This is a genomic window from Aliiglaciecola sp. SL4 (assembly GCF_041538045.1).
GTDB lineage: Bacteria > Pseudomonadota > Gammaproteobacteria > Enterobacterales > Alteromonadaceae > Aliiglaciecola.
This window is the reverse complement of record NZ_JBGOSE010000002.1, coordinates 56,743-81,293: the sequence shown is the minus strand read 5'-3', so window position 1 is coordinate 81,293 and position 24,551 is coordinate 56,743. Positions and strand designations below refer to the sequence as shown.

The 24,551-nt window shown below is 39.5% G+C and carries 17 protein-coding genes; 7 read left to right on the top strand and 10 right to left on the bottom strand.

Going from position 1 to position 24,551, the window contains the following annotated elements; all coding sequences use genetic code 11:
- Window positions 1-354 precede the first annotated feature (354 nt).
- Both AB6T38_RS04055 and AB6T38_RS04050 read right to left on the bottom strand, forming a co-directional pair.
- On the bottom strand, window positions 355-654 hold the full coding sequence (locus AB6T38_RS04055; RefSeq protein ID WP_372546106.1) for a chaperone modulator CbpM: 300 nt from the start codon (window positions 652-654) through the stop codon (window positions 355-357).
- 1 nt (window position 655) lies between these two features.
- On the bottom strand, window positions 656-1,600 hold the full coding sequence (locus AB6T38_RS04050) for a DnaJ C-terminal domain-containing protein (protein ID WP_372546105.1): 945 nt from the start codon (window positions 1,598-1,600) through the stop codon (window positions 656-658).
- A 252-nt stretch (window positions 1,601-1,852) separates the two neighbouring features.
- On the opposite strand from AB6T38_RS04050, the gene AB6T38_RS04045 reads away from it, so the two are divergent.
- The gene (locus AB6T38_RS04045; protein WP_372546104.1) at window positions 1,853-2,947 is read left to right on the top strand and encodes a glycerol dehydrogenase; all 1,095 of its coding nucleotides are present in this window, start codon (window positions 1,853-1,855) and stop codon (window positions 2,945-2,947) included.
- Window positions 2,948-2,959: 12 nt separating this feature from the next.
- On the opposite strand, the gene AB6T38_RS04040 is transcribed toward AB6T38_RS04045, so the two are convergent.
- Window positions 2,960-4,576: a Na/Pi cotransporter family protein gene (locus tag AB6T38_RS04040; protein WP_372546103.1), complete on the bottom strand. Its 1,617-nt coding sequence runs from the start codon at window positions 4,574-4,576 to the stop codon at window positions 2,960-2,962.
- 316 nt (window positions 4,577-4,892) lie between these two features.
- Between AB6T38_RS04040 and AB6T38_RS04035 the strand changes: the two genes are divergently transcribed.
- Complete coding sequence (locus tag AB6T38_RS04035; RefSeq protein WP_372546102.1) at window positions 4,893-5,087, top strand: CsbD family protein; 195 nt, start codon at window positions 4,893-4,895, stop codon at window positions 5,085-5,087.
- 1,016 nt (window positions 5,088-6,103) lie between these two features.
- Here the strand turns inward: AB6T38_RS04035 and AB6T38_RS04030 are convergent.
- Window positions 6,104-7,345, bottom strand: a complete 1,242-nt coding sequence (locus tag AB6T38_RS04030; RefSeq protein WP_372546101.1) for a trans-acting enoyl reductase family protein — start codon at window positions 7,343-7,345, stop codon at window positions 6,104-6,106.
- Between the two features lie 613 nt (window positions 7,346-7,958).
- On the opposite strand from AB6T38_RS04030, the gene AB6T38_RS04025 reads away from it, so the two are divergent.
- The 5 genes from AB6T38_RS04025 to AB6T38_RS04005 all read left to right on the top strand — a co-directional run bounded on the left by AB6T38_RS04025 (window position 7,959) and on the right by AB6T38_RS04005 (window position 14,668).
- Window positions 7,959-10,541: a YdbH domain-containing protein gene (locus tag AB6T38_RS04025; protein WP_372546100.1), complete on the top strand. Its 2,583-nt coding sequence runs from the start codon at window positions 7,959-7,961 to the stop codon at window positions 10,539-10,541.
- 14 nt (window positions 10,542-10,555) lie between these two features.
- Window positions 10,556-10,717, top strand: a complete 162-nt coding sequence (locus AB6T38_RS04020; protein WP_348490706.1) for a YnbE family lipoprotein — start codon at window positions 10,556-10,558, stop codon at window positions 10,715-10,717.
- Between the two features lie 9 nt (window positions 10,718-10,726).
- Window positions 10,727-11,044: a YdbL family protein gene (locus AB6T38_RS04015; protein WP_372546099.1), complete on the top strand. Its 318-nt coding sequence runs from the start codon at window positions 10,727-10,729 to the stop codon at window positions 11,042-11,044.
- Between the two features lie 100 nt (window positions 11,045-11,144).
- A complete protein-coding gene (locus tag AB6T38_RS04010; protein ID WP_372546098.1) occupies window positions 11,145-11,735 on the top strand; it encodes a hypothetical protein in 591 nt (196 codons plus the stop codon).
- Between the two features lie 215 nt (window positions 11,736-11,950).
- The gene (locus AB6T38_RS04005) at window positions 11,951-14,668 is read left to right on the top strand and encodes a cation-transporting P-type ATPase (protein WP_372546097.1); all 2,718 of its coding nucleotides are present in this window, start codon (window positions 11,951-11,953) and stop codon (window positions 14,666-14,668) included.
- A gap of 99 nt (window positions 14,669-14,767) precedes the next feature.
- Here the strand turns inward: AB6T38_RS04005 and AB6T38_RS04000 are convergent, their stop codons facing one another.
- From AB6T38_RS04000 to AB6T38_RS03975, 6 genes are all read right to left on the bottom strand, one after another.
- Window positions 14,768-15,721 (bottom strand): universal stress protein, encoded by a 954-nt coding sequence (locus AB6T38_RS04000; protein ID WP_372546096.1) that lies wholly within the window; start codon window positions 15,719-15,721, stop codon window positions 14,768-14,770.
- A complete protein-coding gene (locus AB6T38_RS03995; RefSeq protein WP_372546095.1) occupies window positions 15,708-17,426 on the bottom strand; it encodes a cation:proton antiporter in 1,719 nt (572 codons plus the stop codon). The genes AB6T38_RS04000 and AB6T38_RS03995 overlap by 14 nt, the downstream gene beginning before the upstream one ends.
- Window positions 17,427-17,705: 279 nt before the next feature.
- Window positions 17,706-19,448: a potassium/proton antiporter gene (locus tag AB6T38_RS03990; RefSeq protein WP_372546094.1), complete on the bottom strand. Its 1,743-nt coding sequence runs from the start codon at window positions 19,446-19,448 to the stop codon at window positions 17,706-17,708.
- 152 nt (window positions 19,449-19,600) lie between these two features.
- Complete coding sequence (locus AB6T38_RS03985) at window positions 19,601-20,725, bottom strand: ABC transporter permease (RefSeq protein WP_372546093.1); 1,125 nt, start codon at window positions 20,723-20,725, stop codon at window positions 19,601-19,603.
- 3 nt (window positions 20,726-20,728) lie between these two features.
- Window positions 20,729-23,500 (bottom strand): ribosome-associated ATPase/putative transporter RbbA, encoded by a 2,772-nt coding sequence (rbbA, locus tag AB6T38_RS03980; RefSeq protein WP_372546092.1) that lies wholly within the window; start codon window positions 23,498-23,500, stop codon window positions 20,729-20,731.
- Window positions 23,500-24,525 carry an HlyD family secretion protein gene (locus AB6T38_RS03975; RefSeq protein ID WP_372546091.1) on the bottom strand — a complete coding sequence of 342 codons (1,026 nt, stop codon included), beginning with the start codon at window positions 24,523-24,525 and terminating at the stop codon, window positions 23,500-23,502. Before AB6T38_RS03975 ends, rbbA begins: the two co-directional genes overlap by 1 nt.
- Between the last annotated feature and the right edge of the window lie 26 nt (window positions 24,526-24,551).

Below are 24,551 nucleotides of genomic sequence, written 5' to 3'. Positions count from 1 at the left end.
ACTCTAAGGGGTCAGACCCCGTGAAATTATCATCAAGATTGATAATTTCAACGTATCTGACCCCATAAAACACCTCAAATTTCGCACCTAAAAAATTACGCGTAACCTATACAGGCATTTAATACACTGAGGTTTCGTAGTATTCCAATAAAGATTAGTTAAATGGTTAAGTGAATATCACTTTGTGGGTAAAAACCCTTATCCTAATTCAATTTTTTGAGGTTTATTTAGATAGTTAAAAGGCCTGGCAATCTACGTGAAATGTTTTATCTTTGCGCAACGAAATCCTGTGAAACAGAAAAAGGTCAGCAGTAGTAGACAATGGCTGACCTTTTTATTTGTGGTTATAAGATTTCAAAGTAATCTATTTAATCTTGCTTTTAACTGGTCGTTTTCTTTTTTTAGTTGCTCTTTTTGTCGCAATAAATCAATGACCATTGCAGTTGCTAACCAATCAATTTGCATTTGTTGATTAAGACGAACTGCTTTTTTTATCCAGTGGGCACTGTCCAAGTCAAATATCCAATCGGAAACAGATTTGCCATCAATAGGATCAACTATGCCGTATTCAACCATCGCATAGATTGAGTCTTGGCTAATTTCTTCGTATTCGCATAACTCGTGAATTGAAAGGTGAAGTGTAATTTCAGACATGTTACTTGCTCCAATCTGCTCTGGGATTAAAATTAGCGACGTCTGCCAATTGTGACCATAGTTTTTCAGTTTCAGCTGTTGTTTTAGGGGGAATATCTATTTTAATAACAGCGAAGAGATCTCCCTGTAGCCCCTTGTGTTTCAGCCCTTTACCTTTGACACGTAACTTTTGCCCGGAACGACTATTCGCAGGGATATTAAGGTTTATATTACCGTATAACGTAGGTACTTCGAGTTTAGTACCCAAAGCCGCTTCCCAAGGTGCTAAGGGGAGGGTAAGGAGCAAATCGTTACCTTGAACATCAAATAAGGGGTGAGGAATTAAACGGATATGCAAATATAGGTCACCATTTAATTTGCTTTCACTACCTGGTACGCCTTGACCTTTTACACGAATTCGTTCGCCATCGGAGGTACCTTCTGGAATTTTAACCTCCAATGACTTTTTAAGCTGTTCAACGTTGTTACCTGTTATATTAGGTACAGTGTATTCGACTCGTTTAACAATGCCTTTGATAGATTCTTCTAGAAAAAGTGGCACTTCTAACTCTACATCTTGGCCTTTATATAGATTTGATTCAGCCTGTTGAGACTGACGATGTTGTCGATTTGCTCCGCCAAATATGGAATTAAAAAAATCTGAAAAGTCAGCACTTCCAGAACCATGAGAATGGGTATAGTTGCCACTAGATTGCCAATCTGGTGGTACATCAAAGCCTTGTTCCTGACCACCAAACCGTTTTAATTGATCGTATTCGGCCCGTTTATTTTCATCCTTTAAAACTTCATAGGCTTCCGCTACTTCACGGAATTTTTCTTCTGCATCTTGGGCTGCATTCATATCGGGATGAAGTTTAAGGGCAAGTTTACGATAGGCCTTTTTTATCTCTTTTAAATCAGCGTCTTCTTTAACACCTAAAACTTGATAATAATCTTTAAAATCCATTCATATTCCTTACACGATAGTTGGCAGGCAAATAATTTCGTAGGACTAAAATAGCTGTACCATGCAGTTTGATAAATTCATTCTAGCAACTGAAAAAAACAGGCTTCTCTTCGCACATTACTATTAAAAGCAATTCAGCTATTAATACTAGTTTGAACCTCTAATAAGTAAAAGTTGTTGATGTAGATCAACGTAAAACGTGGCTGATCCTTTAAATTAATACTTATCTTCGAACTCAATGAGGCCAATTTAATGATTTCTACATCCATATTTCCGGGGCGTTATGTTCAAGGTGACCAAGCATTAAGTATCTTGCCAGAAGAAGTAGCTCGGCATGGCAAGAGTGCTTTAATCATAGCGGATAAATTCGTAACCGATAACAACGGCGGAATATTCAAAGAGCCACTATCGCAACTTAACGATTCAAAAGTACAGCTTTTTGGTGGTGAGTGTTGTGATGATGAAATTAATAAACTTTGTGATCGTTTTTCTAAAGATTCTGCTGACGTCATCATTGGAATCGGTGGTGGTAAAACCCTAGATACAGCTAAAGTTGTTGGCTATAAACAAAATTGTCCGATTATACTGATCCCCACAATTGCGTCCACAGATGCACCTTGTAGTGCTTTATCTGTAATTTATAATACCGATGGCTCATTTAACCGTTATGAAGTGTTGCCACACAACCCTGAAGTGGTTTTAGTTGATACTAATGTGATTACCCATGCACCGGCTAGGTTTTTAGTCGCTGGCATGGGAGACGCATTTGCAACTTGGTTTGAAGCAGAAGATTGTCGACTTAAACGCGGTACAAATATGACCGGCAGAGTTGGGCCCTTAAGCGCTTATGCGTTAGCCAAGTTATGTCACGAAATATTGCTCGAATATGGCCTTTATGCCAAACATGCCTGTGAAAGCAGCATTGTCACCCCAGCATTGGAGCATGTTGTTGAAGCCAATACGCTATTAAGCGGCCTAGGGTTTGAAAGTGGTGGCTTGGCAGCCGCCCATGCAATTCATAATGGATTAACCACCATTTCCACTACCCACAATTATTATCATGGTGAAAAAGTCGCAATTGGTCTTCAAGCGATGATGTTTCTAACCGATAGACCCAGCAAGACAATTGATTTAGTGTTCGATTTTTGTCAATCAATAGGGTTACCCATTTGTCTTGAAGATATTGGCATGATTGATCCCACTGAAGACGAACTGTTAAAAGTGGCAAAAAGAGCATGTGCTGAAGGAGAAACAATTCATAATGAACCCTATGAGGTCACCCATAGAAAGGTTATGCATTGTATTAAAGCCGCTGATGCCGAAGGAAGGCGTAGAAAAAAACTATGAGCCTCAAAGTCTTTAGCCAGCAGTTAATGCGCTGGCTTCTGATAAGTGGCTAGCACAGCGTTCGATGTGTTTAGCCACATGCACTAACCAGCGATACGTATCCAACATGTTAGTTGCATCCATAATATCAAACTCATCATTGGTGACTTTAGTCAGTACTTTTTGCCTAAACTCTTGATGAGCTGCGCTAAGTTGTTCAAACAATATTGAAACTTCTTTCATAGGCGCAGACCATTGATTGCGCTGAATGCCATTGTTCAATAGCGTCACAGCTTCACATAACTGCGCAGAATAATCGGCAATTTCAGCGGGGAGGGCACTTTTAGAGCTTAAGGAATGTTTAAAAGATTGATTCGGTAATTCTTCACAGCGTTCATGTAATCTTTGCATATGATCCAAAGTATGGATCAAGTTAAGTAGACGCTGTCGCTCTTGATGATCATTCTTTTCTATGGGTATTTTGTCGATAAATTCCCGTGAAATATCAATGTCAGTTTGTAATTCCACCAGTTTAGTAGTCGTCGCTAAGGGATCTGTCCGCAACACTCCCACAGTTGATTGTAATAATGCCATCATTTGCTTTTTTAACGAGTCCAAAGCTAAATCTAATGCTATAGAAGGTTGATTAAGCAGACTGTCATCAAGATGCTCTGAATTAGTCTCATAGGAAGACCGAATTAGCTTTTCTATAACCTTTGCAAACACCTTACTAAAGGGTAAAACTATGATAATGCCAAGAAAGTTAAAAGCGGAGTGAAAAGTAATTAAAGCGACCTCGGCATTCTCTACAATGGACTGAGCAGTGAGGTATTCCCAAGCCATAACAAAGGGCGTTACAAAAATTAAGGCACTTACGCCAGTAAACAAATTATAAATAACATGGGAATAGCCAGTCCGTTTGGCAGCAATAGAGGCTCCGGTTGTTGCCATTAATGCGGTAACAGTTGTACCAATATCCATGCCTATCACCAAAGTGGCCGCCACTTCAAAGTTAATTAAATCAGAATAAAGAGCAGTTAACGCCGCGGCAACGCCTGCACTTGATGATTGCGTTACTAAAGTAAAAAGGATTGCAAAACCCAATACGGTCAATTTTTGCGAGAACGTAGACACCGACAAACCTTCGAAGGCAAAAAATTCCCGTAAAGTAGACATGCTTTCTTGAAGCTCAGTAATTCCAACGAAAATTAGCCCAAACCCTGCAATTGTTAACCCTAAGGCTGCTATATTTGCTTTAGCGAATAGACGAAGCAGTGCACCACCAAAAATAAGCGGAAATGCAATAACACCTAATTTGAGTTTAAAACCAAATAATAAAACTAACCATCCAGTAATAGTGGTTCCGATATTGGCTCCAAATATTACGCCCAATGAATGACTAAAGGTCATTAATCCTGCTCTAACAAAGCCAACGGTAGCAACCGTAACCGCACTAGATGATTGCAATATTGCGGTACTGATCGCGCCACAAAGAGCGCCAGAGTAGGGGCTTTTGGTGTATTCCATTAAGCGGAAGCGAATGAGTTTACCCGCAAGAGATTTTAATCCGTCAGTCATTACAATCATACCAAGCAAAAATAGCCCGATACCGCCTAATACTTCAGCAATTAGTATCCATTTATCTGTCATTCAATATGTCTGTAATGTGATGCCGAACCATAATTCGTAAAGCAACTAATTATTCGGGTTTTAAAGGTGTAAACATGCAATTTTGTCATAGCAAAGCTGTAATATTTTCAAACATGCAGCTATTAGATTAGTCGAGAAATCGAATTTTTAAACCTATAAAACTTAACGGGATAAAAAATATCCCTTTTAAATCAGTCGATTTGCGCAATTTACCTAGCTATTACCATTTACTAGGGTTAACTGGTCCAGTCTTTGCTCCTTTTACTGTGCAATCAATTAGCGTTTTAACTAACTTCAACTTTAAACGGAGAACTTTATGAACGATGACCAAGTAAAAGGCAATTGGAAAGAATTAAAAGGCAAAGTACAGAAAAATTGGGGAAAAATTACCGATGATGATCTGGATAAAATGGAAGGTATTCGTAAAGAATTAGTTGGCAAAGTTCAACAGTCTTACGGTAAATCCAAAGAAGAAGCCGAAGAGCAAGTCGATAAATTTTTAAATAGCTAATAGGTCTATTTATAAAACGGGTCACAAAGCAACTTCCGTGACTTATAAGTAAAATATGTGGTCGGCTCATGCTGGCCACATTTTCTTTTACTTATTAATTCCCAAAATCTAACCTTAAATTTTACCCCACAAAAATTGTGTTACTTTCATCCATTTCTAGACAAAGCGGCAACGTGAAATCGTAGTTGTATAAACCTGAGTGATCGAACTTCATTTCAATAAATAAGATTGGATAAGGACCAAGGTTTTTAAATCCAACTAACAAATATTTTTAACGCCATTTTCCCAAATCAATTCTCATTTTCAATTGTTCTAATTTAACCAATAAATCAAACCGTGCTGTACGTGAAATCTGTGCAAGTTTGTGGGTTTATTGCAAAAGCAGACACACAGGGACGCGTGACCAAGATGGGCATTTTTACCTAAATAACGCGAGAAGCCCTCTCATCCACATTAATAACAATATTCGCATAATGTATATTATGTTAAATAAAATATTATTTTGATAATAAGTACTCACTGTCGCCATACAATACTGTCAGATTTGAATCTAAGTGACGAAATACGGTTTTATACTCTCTCCCACTATTTTTTAATTTCTATTTTTAAAAAATTATTTGCAGGTAAAACAGCGGAAAGATTTATGGATAGGAAGAAAAAGAATGTGTGGTCAGATCCGTTTAATCTAAAAACGAATAGCCAATTCCTTAGTTTGTTCGGCGGTCTCAGATAGAAAAGGTTTTGAAGTTTTTGATAAAGTCAGAATCCAGTAAATAGCGGAGACTAGTATTCGCTTAACTCTTATTTTTGGAAAGTTTAGATCCGTTAAAATTTAGCGTTTTGGATGAGCCGATAATTAGATCTGTATCGTTAAATGCTTATTGATTTTCACTCTGTTATTTTGCTTAAAACCCGATGAATTACTTTAATTCGATACTTTGCTTTAGACGTACTTTGAGATTGTTGAATGTGGTAATTCTATTCAAAATTACGAATTCCAAATACGCTATGAAATATTAGTGTAGTCGGACAAATGTCAAACTGGCATGTTTAACTAAACAGTCTATTAGTTCATCACCAAATAATGTGGATGGTGTCCAAAACCCGCCTTTAAGTTTGCTTGAACCCATGTCCTGAGCTAAAGCAGCGGCCACTTCGCCTAACATTTTACTGGTCGAGCCATAACCCGGATCGCGATCACCGGTTACCTGGGTTTCGATTGTCTTGCCGCTTGCTGTTTCCCCAAAAAGTAGGATGTTAAAACAACCCTGTTCTTGCTCTCTAGGGCTTGGGCCTTCACCTGGTTGAGGTAGTTGTTTGGCTGCAAATTCACGTAACATACTGAACTCCATGGCTTTCATGCCTGATGCCATGGCACCACACGCGACTGCAGATTTTAACCAACCTAGCGTACCACTGCCTACCATAACCGCTTCATCATACTGAAAATCTTTGCCCCAAGGTTGCCCTAACAATGCATGACTGCGATGTACAATGCGCGTGTTAATCACAGACATTACAAAAGGTATTAACCAATTACCGCTAGCTTTATGAAATTCAGGGGTAATAACTTGTGGTTGTTTGATTCCATGACGATAATCCAGTGGCGCTATGGAATACGGATTCGCCATTTCCAATGCAACAGATGGATCTTTGCTTTGTTCAGCTATCGCATTTAGCGCACTAGCAATTGTTCCGCCACTGGCACTACCGCGCATGCATTTAACTAATAATCGTACTCGCGAACAAGGTTCACCAAATGATTCCATTGCCTGCTGCTGAATAAACCAGACACCTAAATCTGATGGGATCGAATCAAAACCACAACTGTGAACAATTTTGGCCCCAGTTTCTGTAGCTTTCAACTCGTGGGTATCTACTATTCGTCTTATCCACTGCGCTTCGCCGGTCAAATCACAATAATGGGTACCACTTGCAGCACAGGCCGCAACCAACTCTGAACCGAATATCGCATAAGGCCCTACAGTAGAAACAACCACTTTTGTTTGCGAAACCATATCATCCAACGCGTCACGATCACTGGCATCCGCTATTATTGTCGGTAACGTCATTACCCTAAGAGCGAGTTTAAGCTGATTTAGCTTCGATTGATTACGCCCTGCTATAGCCCAGCGAATGCGCCCTGCTCCACTTTTATCACCTTCAACGCCATGTCGATGGAGTAAATGTGCAACAAGTAATTTCCCCACAAAACTAGTAGCGCCATAAATAATAAGATCATAATGAGACTGGGACATAACTATTCCTTGTGGCAGATTTTTATTGCGCTTTGTTGATGCATTCTTTGAATACAGATTTTAAATAGTATTGATTGAAATAACTGTTCTGGTTTTGTAAAAACATCATTAACACTTTATCCATTAAGGCAGTTTATTCAAGTCTAATTCTAAAGTTGCGATGCAATATTAGGCTCTCTGAGATTATGTAAAGGTGTTAATTTAAGTTAAAAGGGAAAAGGGTTTTTAAAACGGCTATCTGAATTAATACGGTGACTGAAAGTTAATTCAGAGAGTATGTTCATTACGCAACCTTTATAGCTCCTATGCAAACTATCAGCTTTTTGCTGTCAGCTGTATTGGTTAAAACAGTGTCTTACAATTAAATAGTAAATAACAAAAAGAGACGTCAAAACTCGTTGTTTTCGACGTCTCTATTACTACGACCAGTGCTATTGCTCACTACCTAAAAACTTCATCAAAGAATATGCCCTATCTTATTACACCCTATGATAGTATTTGCAGGAAGTATTTGATAAACAACCTATTGTAACGGTAGATCTAGTCTCGCTTTTTCGTAATAAACTTTTTATCTGCTGCGTACATTGATCATTAATTCAGGGAACGATTGTTAGTGACAGCAAAAAAGACATTCCATTATTTACTCAAGGGCCTATTTCCTCGCCTAATTTTGCTGATTTTTGTCATTTTTTTGTGTGCGTTCTTATTTAGAAATAGCCTAGCTATTTGGTTAAGTGATTTCTGGTTAGCTGAAGATACATCAATCACTTGTTTAGACTTCGATTTGGGTACAAGCCCTTTTATTAATATCCACTCAATGTGCCTCGAGTCTGCTGATGTGGAAATTAACCTTCAACAGGCAAAGTATTTTGTTGACTCAAGTTTATTCTCAAAAGCAAGCTATCTGAACCAAGCCAGTGTGAAAATTAACAGCCTTTCTGTCTCCCATAAGCAAAACCTGCAAGCATCAACTGTTAAGCCAGCTCAAAATAATGACCTAGCAGAGTTGTGGGCACTTCCAGAGATGTTGCCATTAATAACTATTGAGCAAATTCGTGTTGACTCATATCTTATGCAGCAACCTTTACACATTCGTATTTTTCAACCCAATAGATCTGAATTAGCCATTCGGGGAGATGTAGAAGCAGATCTGGTTGTCGGTAAACATCAAGGTAAAGGCGTAATTAGTGGTGATTTAAATTGGTCTGCTAGTCTATTTTTGTCGCAAAGTCAGCAACTTGAAAGCTTCACTAAACCTTACCAAGACTATTTTACTAACTGGCAATCTTTGCTGGATACTCCAATTCATAGCCATTTTGATTTCACAGGCTCAGAGCTTAACAGCCAGCATGGGATTAACCTTAACAATGTCATGACCTTTGAGGATTGTAAGATCCCAGTGCAACTCAGTGGGGATATTAAAGCGAATCTTCAGGTTGCGCCATTGGCAGTGCAAGTCGATCTTAGCCGTTTAAATTCCCAGTTCTCCATAAAACAATGTCCTCAAGCAGATGCCGTTACTCAATGGGTAAAACTAGACGCTTGGTCAATAGATATCCCTAACATCAACACCGCTACTGCCACAAATATGGTCATTCCAGAGATCAATCTAATCTCGAGTTCGTTGCAAAATCCGTTAAAGCTGACGTTAAAGGATATAGAATTAAACACACAAATGGATGCCAAGTTAGACTATCAAATCACCCTTAAAACCGCTGCCACTGATCTTTTAGTTGAGCAACAACTTATTGATGCAGAACTGAATATCGCGACCACAGGTAACATTCTAAAAAAAGCTGATAAGATCCAACTAATTGCTAGCAACGTCCTGGAAATAACCAGTTTAGCATCGGATTTAACTACAATAGAAAGTACCTCTAGCCAGCTTGAATTCAGCTTAGAGAAAGTGGCAAACACCCCTTGGAAAGTGAATGGCGAGGGGAAAATTACGGCTAGCGAGATAGTAAAAAGCCCATTAACAATTCATTCAGTTTCCAGTGACTTTTCAGTCGATGGTGACACTATTGACCAGTTAAAGATTAATTTTACAAGCGCTCTGCAAGATATCAAATATGACGACTTTGCAGCCAAATCTTTGGCCAGCAATTTCACTGTTTTTCTGGAGGACATACAAACAATCAGTGGCACTGGCAAGTCAAAACTTCTGGGCATCAGCAGTGATACAATTAACCTCAACAATATTGATATCAAACACGATATAAATGGCCAAATAGAGCCTTACCAGCTCACTGGAAACCACGAAATCACCCTGCCCTCAGGTTTATTAGCCAATCTATTTCATGATGCTCAAAGTTTATCGCTTTTGGTGCCCGAACAGTCTGTTACTTACCTTAATCCTTTGCTGCAACAAATCGTTCCTGAGCTGAGTTTAGTCACTGGGGAATTGACTGTTAATTTAGCAAAAAACTATGATAACAGTGACTTTAACGGTAACTTAACCATTACCGGTTTAAGTGGCGAATACCAAGATTATCAAATCATTAATGCTCAAATGGACGCTCCCTTTAAACTTGATTCATCTGGAATTCAGCTTGACCATGGCAAGATTACTGTTGAAGAAATTAATGTAGGTGTGCCGATGACACAAATTGAAGCAAAAATATCTATGCTCGATAATGTGCCTAAATTTGACTTTGTTGAAGCTCGAATTATCGGCGGACGGGTAACCCTTGCTGATTTTTGGTTAGATAATCGCAAACAACTACTCAAACTTGATATTAACGATTTGGATTTAAAGCAACTGGTAGAGTTACAAAACCAAGAAGGTATAGAGGTTAGCGGCGAGATATCCGGTGATCTACCCATTTATTGGGATTCAGGTTTTAGTAACATTGATCAAGGTACACTGCTCAATGATGGCCCAGGTACACTCTTAATCAGTAATAACCAAGCATTTAATGCGATTAAAGAACAGCAAGATCAATTGGCCTTTTTAGAGAACGTCGAATTTAGTAAACTCTCAAGTGAAGTTTCTTTATCAGATGATGGTTGGTTGGATTTAAAAATTGGTATAAACGGGATTAATCCTGACAAACAACAGGAAATAAACTTTAATTATAGCCATAAAGAAAATATCTTCACTTTGTTTAAGTCAATGAGGATAACTAACTCAGTACAAAATTCCATAGAAAAACGAATTCAACAAAGATTATCAAATAAGGATAAGAATCTGTGAAAAAACTGCTCATAATGGTTCCTGCAATGTTTATTGTTGCTTGTACACACACAGTGCAAGTAGAAACCAAAGAACCCATAACCATCAATATCAACGTGAAAGTGGATCATGAAATACGGGTCAAAGTTGATAAAGAATTAGACGATATATTCAGTGACGACAGTGACTTATTTTAAGGAGTAAGAATGAAAATTTTACGTATAACAATGTTAAGTACCCTGCTCTTTTGTAGTGCTGTATTTGCTCTTGAACTTGGTGATGCCAAACAAAGTGGTTTAGTTGGCGAACAAGATAACGGCTATTTAGGTGCGGTAGTAAAACGATCAGACGTTTTGGAGTTAGTTGGCAAGGTCAATGTCAAACGTAAAGCTAAGTACATGGAATTGGCTAAAAAGAACAATATTTCCTTATCCCAAGTGGAAAAATTAGCAGCTAAAAAGGCCTTCGAGAAAACAGCTAAAGGCTACTATGTTAAATACGATGGAGAATGGGTAAAGAAATAGGTTTTAAATGGGCTTTTGGCTGTCTAAAAATCATTTGATAATCAAAAGCCTTAGTTAGCGCTGTTGAAGTAGTGAAATTATATACAACAGAGATATGGACATGGATGCATTAAAACGTCTCGAAGAAAAAAACAAACAACATCAGCGGTTATTGAAAAAGCAAAATAAATGGGTCCTACCATTATTTTTATTCAGTATATTAGCCTTTATCATTTATTTAGTAACTATTTGGTACGTTGCGGATTTGAGCAGTTCAAGGGATCCTGAACGTCTGCCGGAAATGACGCGCCATCTATGGTTGCTATCCATGATCTTAACCGTTGGCTTAGGATCACTTTTTGTGATTAAGAGTTTTACATCGACTCTTTGTGTGGAAACTATTGCTCAAAGAGTAAATGCTAGCTTAAATTATATTAAAGTAATCTCCATTGCCTTAAAGCAACTGCTACTTGGCTTAGGCTTAATTTATCTGGGGATTTGGCTTGATGATTTAATCACGGCTAACCGTTATGACATAGCACAATTTTTCAGATTCGGTTTCAGTCATCCTCCACTTTTATTGCAAATAATTACAACAGGAATAATCGTTCTTTGTGGAACTTTGCTAGTCGCATCTATTTTACTTAATTTTGTTTTACTCCCAAAAGTAATTAATCATCAAGTAAGGAAGCTAAAACACAAAAGTGCCTAGCTATTTAGGCAACTCAATCCGAAACGTTAAGGTTGCTCCACAACTAAAAAATAATACGTACTATTACCAATATCGACTAAATTTTCGAACATCTATACTTCCTTATTTCGATTAAACAAAATCCCTACCTTGTACAACATGATTATCATTAATGCGCCCACATTTATTCTTTATCGTCTTTTCAATCATAGGGATTTACTACAAGGACAATAAGTATGGAAAATAGCGAGACTTCGAGTACTCAAGTGCCTTGGCACACCATTTCTACCCAAGAAACCATTGTGAAACTAAACTCATCCGAGTTAGGCGTAACCACCTCGGAGGCTAATAAACGCTTTGAAAAACATGGACCTAACCGACTTCAACAAACTTCTTCTCGAAATCCTGTACTTCGTTTTTTATCGCACTTCCACAATATATTAATTTATGTATTAATTGCCTCTGCACTCATAACTAGCATTCTAGAGCATTGGATAGATAGCGCCGTTATACTAACAGTGGTCATTGCCAATGCCATTATCGGTTTCATTCAAGAAGGTAAAGCTGAGCAGGCAATGAATGCAATTCGTCACATGTTAGCGCCACAAGCAAATGTTATTCGTGATGGTGAGCGGATAACCATTGATGGTGAAAACTTAGTCCCTGGAGACATGGTGTTATTAGAAGCCGGTGATAAAGTCCCAGCAGATCTACGTATATTTAGTGCACATAATGCTTATGTGCAAGAAGCCATTTTAACTGGGGAATCCGTTCCCGTTGAAAAAAACAGCCAAACAGTGGCAAATGATTCACCTTTGGGTGACCGATCATGTATGGCGTTTTCGGGCACTCTAGTAACCAGTGGACAATGTAAAGGTTTGGTTGTCGCAACGGGCGTGGATACTGAAATAGGTCGAATTAGTGGATTATTGAGTAAAGTCGAAACCCTAACCACTCCCCTTGTTTCACAAATGGGCGTTTTTGCAAAGTGGCTAACGGTTTTCATTTTAGTCGTAGCTGCGCTGTTAGTGGTATTTGGTACTTTTGTCGCAAATTACGAATTTACAGAAATGTTTATGGCGGTAGTTGGATTATCGGTTGCGGCTATACCCGAAGGTTTACCGGCGGTATTGACCATTACTCTCGCCATTGGCGTACAAGCAATGGCGCGGCGAAACGCGATTGTTCGGCGGCTACCCGCAATTGAAACCTTAGGTTCAGTTTCAGTTATTTGCACCGATAAGACTGGCACCTTAACACGTAATGAAATGATGGTAGCTTCTATCCTTACCAATGAGCACTTATTCAGCCTAACCGGAAACGGCTATGAACCAAAAGGCACATTGAAGTTAGGTGAAGATACCGTCACCCCAGATAAACATACAATATTAGCTGAAATTGCCCGTGCCTCTGCCTTGTGTAACGATGCAGCCCTTCGTCATGATAAAGATAAATGGATTGTAGAAGGCGATCCTATGGAAGGCGCCTTATTAGCCTTTGCAGGTAAAATGGACTTAGATATATTTCAAGAAAAGGCATTATGGACACGCACCGATACCATTCCTTTTGATGCAAAACATCGATTTATGGCCACCTTGAACCATGATCATCAACAACATGGGGTAGCTTTCATTAAAGGGGCGCCAGAACAAATTTTAGCCATGTGTGAAAATCAACGGGCTGCAGACGGTTCAACAGAGCCACTAAATACAAACTACTGGAACCAACAATCTGAAGCCATTGCAGGCTTAGGCCAGCGGGTTTTAGCATTTGCAATTCGAACTCTTCCACCAGAGCATACAGTACTAGAGCACCAAGACATCAAGGGTACAATTACCTTGTTGGGTTTAGTGGGCATGATTGATCCTCCTCGCCAAGAAGCGATTGAAGCGGTAGCACAATGCCATCAAGCCGGTATCAAAGTTAAAATGATCACCGGAGATCATACTAAAACTGCAGCAGCCATTGGCAAACAAATTGGATTGGAAAATGTGGAAAAGGTAATGACTGGTGTAGATTTGGATCAGTTAGATGATATCGCCTTACGTCAAGCCGCGTTGGAGTGTGACATTTTCGCGCGAACCAGTCCTGAACATAAACTACGTTTAGTCATGGCCCTGCAATCTCATGGTTTAACTGTTGCCATGACCGGTGACGGTGTCAATGATGCGCCAGCGTTAAAACGTGCTGACGCTGGCATCGCCATGGGACAAAAAGGCAGTGAAGCTGCAAAAGAAGCGGCAGATCTGGTTTTAGCGGATGACAACTTTTCATCCATTGTTGCTGCCGTTGCTGAAGGCCGAACAGTATACGACAACCTTAAAAAAGTGATTAGTTGGACATTACCCACCAATGCTGGCGAAGCCATGACAATTATCGTCGCTCTATTAATGAGTATGACATTGCCTGTTACTCCCATACAAATATTGTGGATCAATTTGGTTACTGCCATCACCCTAGGCGTTGTTTTAGCATTTGAGTCTACAGAAGACGATACTATGTTGCGCCCTCCTAGAAACCGTCAAGAACCACTGCTTAATGGCAGTTTAATATGGCATGTATTATTCGTTTCAGTGTTGTTTTTGTGTGGCGTATTCGGTATTTATCAATATGCAATCGACAAAGGCTATTCTATTGAATTAGCTCGCACCATCGCACTAAATACCCTAGTGGTCATGGAAATATTCCATCTGTTCTTTGTTCGCAATATTTATGGCACATCGTTAACCTGGAAAGGGATCCGCGGCACCAAATTTGTATGGTTAGTGATATTGGCGATTACTTTGGCTCAATTTTCAATTACTTTTTTATCACCACTGCAAGCCGTTTTTGACACTGAGTCTATTCCGTTTCTAGACGGTGTCATCATTTTTGCTGTAGGCGTTGCATTGTTCACCATTATAGAGATAGAAAAACAGCTTAGACTGGCATTAAAGAAAACCGTTAGACATTAGCGCTAACCAAATTCTCTTTACTATTTTTATGTTTACAGTAAAGAAAATTGATTAGCTGATAAAGTCATCAATAGTTCCTTTTAGGCTTTGTATAACTCCTCAAGACACAGGAGATACAAAGCCTTTGGGTTTAATGGCAAGAACGGAACTTTGTAGCTGATAAAGAATTGTCTCTGCGGTATTACCAATTACAAGCCCTGCAATTCCAGTTCTTGCTACAGTCCCCATCACAACTAAATCTGCGCCTATGCTTTTAGCAATCTTAGGTAATTCTTGACCTGGATCTCCGCGACTGATGTGAGAACGGATTGATAGAAAATTAAAAGACTCTTCGCCTAAGTTTTCCTTTAATTCATTGAAGACACTTTCCATCTTAACTTTTCTATTTTGATACTCTGATTCGTACAACTCTCGCTCAACTTTTTCCGGTTGTTCAACCCATAAACTGATAAAACCGGCATCGGGTACTTCATAAGCATTAACGATGTGTAACGTCGCAAACTCAGACAGAGATAAAGAGCTAGCGAGGTCGATTATTGTATCATTTAGTTCTTCATTGCAGCTTTCGTCATCCTCTACGTCAAAATCTATGGCGGCCATTACGTGTTTATATTCTGATAATTCATCTTTTTTCATCAAAAATACCGGACAAGGACAGTTACGAAGTAATTGCATATCGTCACTGCCTATAAGACGTTCTAGCCAGCTAACCTTGTCCGCTTCTTTAATCACCAAATCAAAATTTTCCGCTAAAACTGCACGGATACTTTCCAAATAACGTTTACCGACTCTTACTTGGGTTTTGATTTGTAAGTCGTTATCCAATGAGTCAACTAATTGTAATAAATGTTGCTGTTCACCCTTGAGTATGTCTTGTTCTATCTTTTTCTTATCGATTTTTGCATTTTTAGGAATCGATAACTTCGGTATAACATACAATAGGGTCAAGTCAGCTTGATTATTTTTTGCTAGAGAAACTGCTCGCATTAATGCAGCTGAAGGTTCATTAATGTGATTGCTCATTACGTATAGAAAGTTCTTAAACCTTTTCATATTGAGTGTCTCCTATTACATTTTCAATTGATTGAACGTTTAAACCATCAAGCAAAAAGTTGGCGGTTCGATCTGCGGTATCTTGAAAGGGTTCTAAAACCAGATCAAAGCCAAGTAATGCTAGTTCTTCGGTATCTTCACTGTTATGGGAAACGGCTCCCAGCTTTCCCGTAAAGCCAGCAGCATGTATTAATTGCGCTACTGTTTTGCGTATATCTTCAGATGATAATCCGATGTGATGATGAGGAATGGTAAACAACAACCATTTTGTATTTTTAAGGGGTAATTCAAGGATAAATTCTGCATCTGTGGCATCGCCATATTCAGTATTAAGCCCTAGATAATTCCAACGTTTTATTGCTGAGGGGTTAAAATCCACCCCCAAAACATTTATACCCTTTTGCTTTAGCCGCAACGCAATAGCAGTGCCTAATCGCCCTAACCCAAATATGATCACTGGATAATTGTCGTTACCTTTATTATTGGAGGTTTTTTCGCGGGGAGCTCCAGGTCGCTCAAACCAACTAATCAGGGGTTCAAACAAAGCATAAAGTTGATGTGAATATGTGATCATATAGGTTGAAGCAGCGATAGTGACTATACCGACTAACGTAACCAAGCCTAAAATGTCGTTAGTTACATGACCTAAACTGATCCCCATCGCTATAAAAATCAGTGAGAATTCGCTTATTTGCGCCACGGTTAAACCAGCCAGAAACCCTGTTCTTTTGCGATAGCCCAACATTCCCATAATCAGCATAACGATTAGCGGGTTTCCAATAAGCACAAATACTGAAAATATCATTGCTCCTTGGAAGTGAGAACCCAGCAAGGTTAAATCTAAAGAGGCTCCTAGGGCTACGAAAAAGAATAACAATAAAAAATCACGCAATGGCGCTAATCTGGCTGCAATACTCTCACGATAAGGCGTAGAAGCTAATGAAACGCCAGCTAACAGCCCCCCAACTTCCATCCCTAAACCGACTATATCACCTATAGCTGCAAATAAGGCGGCTTGGGCAATGGCATATATCACCAATAATTCCGGTACTTTAGCTAACATTTCAGTTAGTGGATTGGCAATATAGCGGACAAATACGATAACGAAGCCCACTAATCCGATACCTGAAATGGAGACCTGCCAAACCGATGATTCGCCACCATGACCAGAACCGATCCCTATGGCGGCCAGAACGATCATAGCAAGCACCACAACTAGATCTTGAACTATCAAAAACCCCAAAGCTATTTGTCCATGGAGCGAGTCTATTTCGCGCTTGTCGGATAACAATTTAACGATGATGATGGTAGAGGAAAATGTCAGGGCTACGGCAACATAAACGCTGGTCAAATGCTCTAAACCAATGGCAATACCAATGTAATAACCAACGAATGAGGTAAATGCCACTTGTCCGAGGCCCGTTAATACCGACACTCCGCCAATGGATTTAATTAATTTAACGTCTAGTTTGATACCGACCAAAAACAGTAAAATGGCGATACCCAATTCGGATAAGAGGGTGATTTGTTCTTGAGAATGAACGATATCTAAAACTGAAGGGCCAGCGACCAAACCCACGGCAATGAAACTAACGATAAGGGGTTGTCGCAAGAGTAAACCGATAAAACCTAACAACGCAGCCAATACTAAAATAGCAGCAATTTCTGCAAACGATGACCCATAAATAATATCAAATATGTTCACTACTGCTTCCCTATTTCGTTTAGCTCTATTGAGTGAGCAACCGATATTTATCCTGCTAATTCATTTATTAACGACAACATCAATGTTCAATATCGATACATTAATAAACGTAAATATCCCCTATTCTGCTAGTCGAAAACCTAAAACCAGATGCTTCATTTTTATCAGGCAGTGTATTCTTGCAATTGACGGCTTAAACCAACCATAACGCGAATACACTTAGCTTAGTCAATAAACCCAATATTTTAACCATCCGTTGCGGTCTTAGGTTTATCTTCATTAACTTTTTTCATTACCTGATGATAACTTTAAACCCACAGAGACGATGTGATCTCCATCAACTTCTCGAACGATTAACTTCACTTCACCAAGTTTTACATGGTCACCCACTACGGGTTTACCGTGAAAATGATTAATTAAGTAACGCTCAATAGTAATACCTTCACTAGATGAGGAAACTTCGAATCCATAAAGTTGGGCGATATCGGTCAATCGTGCTTCAGGGTTTAATACAAACTCACCAAAAAACCGATCAGATTCTAAAAATGGGGAATGTGCAGCTGATGCGAAGAACCGCCCGAAAGCCGATCTTGCACTGCTAGTAGCTAGGATCATCACTTGATCATCGCCTAATAACTTTTCCTTCTCATCCACATCGGCAAGTATGCCTCTGCGTATTACGCCAACTACTTGGCTTCCCTCTGTAGATGGCAACTGACGAATAGTTGACTCTGCAGCGCGACTACCTGATAGCACTGGGTAAATCAGTAGTTCTTTGTCTTGTTCATGTTTAATTTTTAATTGTAGATACTCTGGTTCTTTAGCACTTGGTGGTAATTCAATTTGCAACCATCTTGCCAGCGGTGCCATGGTCCAGCCTTGCAGTACTAAAGAAATCAAAACAACGAAAAAGACTAATTCAAAATAGGTTTGTGTATGTTCCAGCCCAGCTAATGAAGGGAACAAAGCCAAGATGATAGGAACTGCACCACGTAAACCACACCAACTTATGAAAGTTTGTTCTCGCCATGGAAAATGAAATGGAAGTAACGATATTAAGACGGCAAGAGGTCTGGCTACAAAGATAAGCACAACGGCGATAGCAATGGCAGGAATGATAATAGGTACTAAGTTACTTGGGGTAACCAATAACCCTAGCATTAAAAACATGCCTATTTGGCTTAACCAGGCTATTCCATCATGGAAACGGTGAATATCATTACTGTAAGGGATTGACGTATTGCCAATCATCACACCGGTGATAAAAATGGCGAGAAAACCACTGCCATCCCAAAGAGTTGTAAGACCAAATAGACTTATCCCGCCAGCTAAGGCTAATAGTGGATAAAGAGAAACCGGTAACGGTACCCGTCTTAATAATTGAGAAAGAACATAACCGCCAGCAAAACCAATGGCTAACCCCAAACCCATTTGTCTAAAAAGCTCGCTAAAAATTGTCCAACCTTGATTGCCTTCACCACTGAGTTGAAGAATTTGCACTAACGTAATGGTTAAAAATATGGCCATGGGATCGTTTGATCCTGACTCAATTTCCAGTGTAGCCCCGGTCCGTTCTTTTAGTTCTAAGCCTGCATTTCGCAGTAAGCCAAACACCGCCGCCGCATCGGTTGAACCGACTATTGCACCAATCAACAGTCCTTCTTGCCAAGGTAAACCTAAAATAACATGCGCTGCATAACCGGTAATACCCGCTGTAATCAATACTCCCACAGTAGCTAAAGACAATGCGGGTTTTAAACTGACTCGAAAAGTGTCTCTGCGAGTACCTAAGCCTCCATCAAAAATAATAATCGCCAAAGCCACATTGCCAAACAAGAATGCTAGGCTAAAATCATCGAACTTTACGCCACCTATACCTTGCTCACCAGCCAGCATACCTAATAATAAAAAGACGAGGAGAATTGGAGCGCCAATACGACGAGTTAATACAGTCGCAATAACACAAAGCAATGAGAGAATAGCTGCAACAAAAATATTTTGGTAAATTATATCTATGGTCATAAGATTCCTAAATAGGCCAAACTTCAGATAAAGACGGTTTGTAAATAATACTTCCTAGACTAAATTTACTAAAATTCGCTATCACTTACATAGTTTTTAATATCAGTGCTCCTTTTTAAAAACTGCTTTTATGCTTATAAATACATTGACGACTAATGTTCAGTGGCAATACTTCTACGAAATAATGCTAGACTTGAAATGAAAAATACGGAGCCTAAACCAACAATAAATAGTAGTTGTGGCCACACAATGAATAAGTCAGCCCCTCGGAAAACCACAGCTTGAGAAAACGCCATATAGTGACGAGATGGCAAAAGCATGGTGAAAGGTTGAATAATATCCGGTTGACTCTCAATCGGAGTTAGACCCCCCGATAATAACATCATTGGAATGATTACAATCATTAAGAGTAACGCAAACTGCGCCATAGTTCGTGCAATAGTGCCAAGAAAAATACCGATCGCCGCTGCCGCAAACAAATAAATAGTAGTACCAGTTAACAATAACCAGCGCGAACCAACAATGGGAACATCTAATAAATTAGTGACAATCAACCACATGGAAAGAGAAAATGCGATTAGAATGATTAAACCATTGGCCCAAACTTTAGACATCGCTATTTGAAAAGAGTTGATGGGCATAACCAGTAAATGCTCGATAGTCCCGTGTTCCCTCTCTCTTAAAAGGGCCGCACCTGTTAATATAATGGTGAGGATCGTAATCTGGTTTAATAAACCATTAATTGCGCCAAACCACATGCCCGTGCCATTAGGATTAAAGGCTCGACGAGACACTAAGGTAACAGCATAGGACGTGTCTTCATCCGATCGGTTCACAAAATGATTAACTTCGTTGTTTACAATATTTTGAATGTAACTATTCCCTAAACTTGCTTGGGAGACGGCTGTTGCATCTACATCTATTTGTACTGTTGGTTGACGTTGATCACGCACATCTTTTTCAAAATTAGGTGGGATACTTACAACAAAAATAAATCGGTCATGATCCATGGCCTCATCGATCTCATCTGGATCAATTAATTCCGGCTCTTTGAAATACGGGGGATACAATGCATTAGCAATTCTTCTTGATAACGCTGAATTGTCTTCATCGACAATTGCTACCGATGCATTATTAACCGATTCACTAATTGCTGTAGATTGTAGATAAATATCAAGACTAAAGGAGTAAAAAACCAATCCTACAACCACCAAGTCTCTGATTACAGTGCGTAACTCTTTGCTACCAAGATACAATATATTTGACCATACTTTCATTTTTTAGGCCTCTTGCTTTTTTAATAACGCCGAAGCCATTAATACAAAAATAGGCCCAAATACCGCAAGAATTAGCAGATCTTTACCCAGATCATTAAACCCTAAACCTTTAGTAAAAGCCGCAACACTCATATGCATATAATAGGTTGCAGGCCAAATCGAACCAATAAACTGTCCAAGCCCTTCTAATGTTGAAGTCGGTTGTATAATTCCTGAATATTGAATAGTTGGCATAACCGATAACACAGTAGTGGCAAAAATTGCTGCAACCTGAGTTTTAGTTATAGAAGAGATTAATAAGCCGAACCCGGTAGATGCACAGACATAAAACAACGCCCCCAAACTAAGGCCTAAAAAGCTGCCTTTTAATGGTACTTGTAAAAGAAACACCACCATCATGGTTAAAATCAAAAAATTAATTAAGCCAATACAAACATAGGGAAGTTGTTTACCAACCAAGAACTCTAACGTGCTGGTGGGTGTAACATAGAAGTTTGTGATCGTCCCTATTTCTTTTTCCCTTGAAATACTTACAGCCATCAGAATTGCCGGGAACAATAATAATAACATGGCGGGTGTTTTCGGCCCTATGGAATAAATCGTTTCAAACGTAGGGTTGTACCGATATCGTGATTCCAAGGTAACATTATAATAAGCGTCTGCATCAATTCCAGCTTCCGTTGCCAGTACCGTCAGATATTTAATATGTCCGCCAGAAACGTAGCCCTCAATGGTGCCTGCACGAGTCGTGTTTGCCCCATCAATCCAAGCAGATACGCTAGGCGTTTCGCCTTTTTTAAGATCTCGACCAAAACCTGGAGGGATCACTATTGCTAGGGTTATATCATTAGATTTTAATCGAGACTCTAGTTCTGTTTGTGTAAGTAACGGTTCTTTTTCAATAAAATATCGAGAACCTTGAAAGTTGCTAATATATTGACGACTTTGTGGCGTTTGATCATGGTCAAGGACGGCAAATGTGAGATCTTCCACGTCAAGTGAAATACCATAAGCAATGACCACCAATAATATTGCACTTCCTAAAAATGCGAACGCCAATCGAATGGGGTCACGGATCACTTGCTTGGTTTCTAGAAAGCTATAGGCAAACAATCTAAAAAGGCTAAACTTCTTAGGTATTACATGTTCATCTTGTTTGCTCGTTTCCGCAGAAGATGGCGCGATACTTAATTCAACGTCCTGTTGCTGATTATCGGTCTGGTTTTCACCAATTGCAGCTTGTATATATTCAATAAAAGCATCTTCTAATGAGTCTGCCTTTTTTTCTGCCACTAAATTTTTAGGAGTGTCACAGACTAAAACTTGTCCGGCGTGCATCAACGAAATTCGGTCACATCGCATTGCTTCATTCATAAAGTGAGTCGAAATAAAAATCGTCACTTTATCTCGTCGAGACAATTCGATTAGCAATTCCCAAAAGCCGTCACGAGCAACGGGGTCGACCCCAGAGGTTGGCTCGTCTAATATTAAAATTTCAGGTTCATGGATGACGGCTACAGCTAAAGAAAGCCGTTGCCTAATACCAAGGGGCAATGACGATGCGTAGGAATGTTTAAACTCTATGAGTGAAAAACGTTCGAGTAATGCCTCAATCCTATTTTTCATTTTGGCAACAGTTAAATGGAATAATTTAGCGTGCAAGGTTAGATTTTCTAGCACACTCAATTCGCCATATAAGGAAAACCCTTGAGACATAAACCCTACTCGCTTGCGGGTTTCTAGGTCAGATGCATCAACCTCTTGACCAAAGAGTAAGGCTTTTCCTTCCGTTGTAGGTAAGAGTCCCGTTAACATTTTCATGGTTGTCGTTTTACCGCAACCGTTGGAGCCTAAAAAGCCAAAGATTTCCCCCGCTTGAATATCGAAACTTACATTATTTACCGCCGTAAAATCGCCGAATTTACGAGTTAACCCTTCGGCAACGATGGCAGGAGTTGCTTTAGATTGCTCAAATGGAGGAATGACTAATTCTATGTCTTTTTGCTGAACATCTGTGGGTAACAGTTTTACAAATGCCGCTTCAAGATCATCAGTATTTGTTTTAGATTTTAATTCTTGTGGGCTACCAGTTTCTAGAATAACCCCGTTGTTCATGGCAACTAACCAATCAAAGCCCTCAGCTTCATCCATATAGGCGGTAGAAACAATAACTGTCATCGACGGTCTATCTTCGCGGATACTGGCGATGAGTTGCCAAAATTGACGCCTAGATAAAGGGTCAACGCCTGTGGTGGGTTCGTCTAGTATGAGTAGGTCTGGATTATGTATTAGCGCACAGCACAAACCTAACTTTTGTTTCATGCCTCCTGATAGTTTACCTGCAGGCCTTTTTAGAAATGCATTTAATCCAGTGGCAAGGGTTAGTTTTTTAATTCGACTATTACGCTCAGTGGCACTTAAATCAAATAACTTCCCGAAAAAATCCAAATTTTCTTCAATACTAAGCTCAGAATATAGGTTTTTACCTAGTCCTTGTGGCATAAAGGCTATGCGAGGTCCAACGCGATTGCGATGCTCTTGAGAGCCCATATCTCCGCCTAGTACCTCAAGTTTGCCCTGCTGTAACTTCCGTGCCCCAGCAATTAAACTTAATAAGGTAGACTTCCCTACGCCATCTGGTCCAAGTAATCCAATGACTAAACCCGAGGGTATATCTAGCTCTATACCATCAAGGGCGACGGTCTTTTTATATACATGCCTAAGGTCCCGAATCGTAGCAACGGAAGACTTAGTGTCTGCCTTAGCATTATCCATCAGTTACTGCTTTTTTCTGTATTATTTTCAGTCGGTGGAAAGTTTTGCAACTCTTCAGGCCATTCAGACGGTGAATCATCGCCTTCAGGTGCTAGACGTATATATGCCACGCTACGCACGCCTGTTTTAACTTGTTCAATATGTTTTAACACCAACTCTTGAGGAATTTTTACTTTCACTCTAAACATCAATTTGTTTCTTTCGTTCTGGGTTTCTACCTGTTTTGGAGTAAATTGCGACTCTGGAGAAACAAAACTTACTGAAGCTGGGATAGCGTAATCGATAATATCGAGTTTAACCCGAGCTTCTGCGCCAATGGCTACTCTATGTGCTTGGTTAGAGGGTAAAAACACTTCCATATACACATCAGCTAAATTAATAATGGTTAATACTTTGCCACCACTTCCTAACACTTCACCAGGTTCTGCAAGGCGATATAGAACCCGACCGATAGTCGGTGATACTAAAGTGGCATCGTCTATTTGGGTTTCAATTTCATTAACAACGGCTTGTAATGCATCGACATTTCGCTGACGAGAAATTAGCATAGCGTCTGCGGCTTCAACTGATGCATCAGCAACCGCTAATGCACTTACTCGCGTATCATAAGTTTCTTTACTAACAGCAGATTTTTTAATCAAATCACTAGCTCTGTTTAACTCTTGTTTAGCTAATAGTTGTTGAGCTTTTGCCTGTGCAATGGAAGCATTTGCCGATGCAATTAAACTTTCGCCAGCAGCTACGTCAGCTTTTGCCCTCAATAATTGAGCTTCAAGTTGATCTGTATTAATTCGAGCTAAGGCTTGTTGGGGCCGCACTAAGTCTCCCTCTGAAGCAATAACCTCTTGCACACGACCAGCGATTTTTGTGGAAATATCAACTTGAACAGCCTCAATTCGTCCATTACCCGATGCAAAATCGGAGGGTAAAGATGGTTGTTGGATAAAACTCCAAAGCAGCCAAAATCCTATCGCAATAATGACAACTAATATCGCAATAAAAGGTAATTTGTTACCTTGCTTCATTGTGTATCCTTAACGTTAATTTTTAA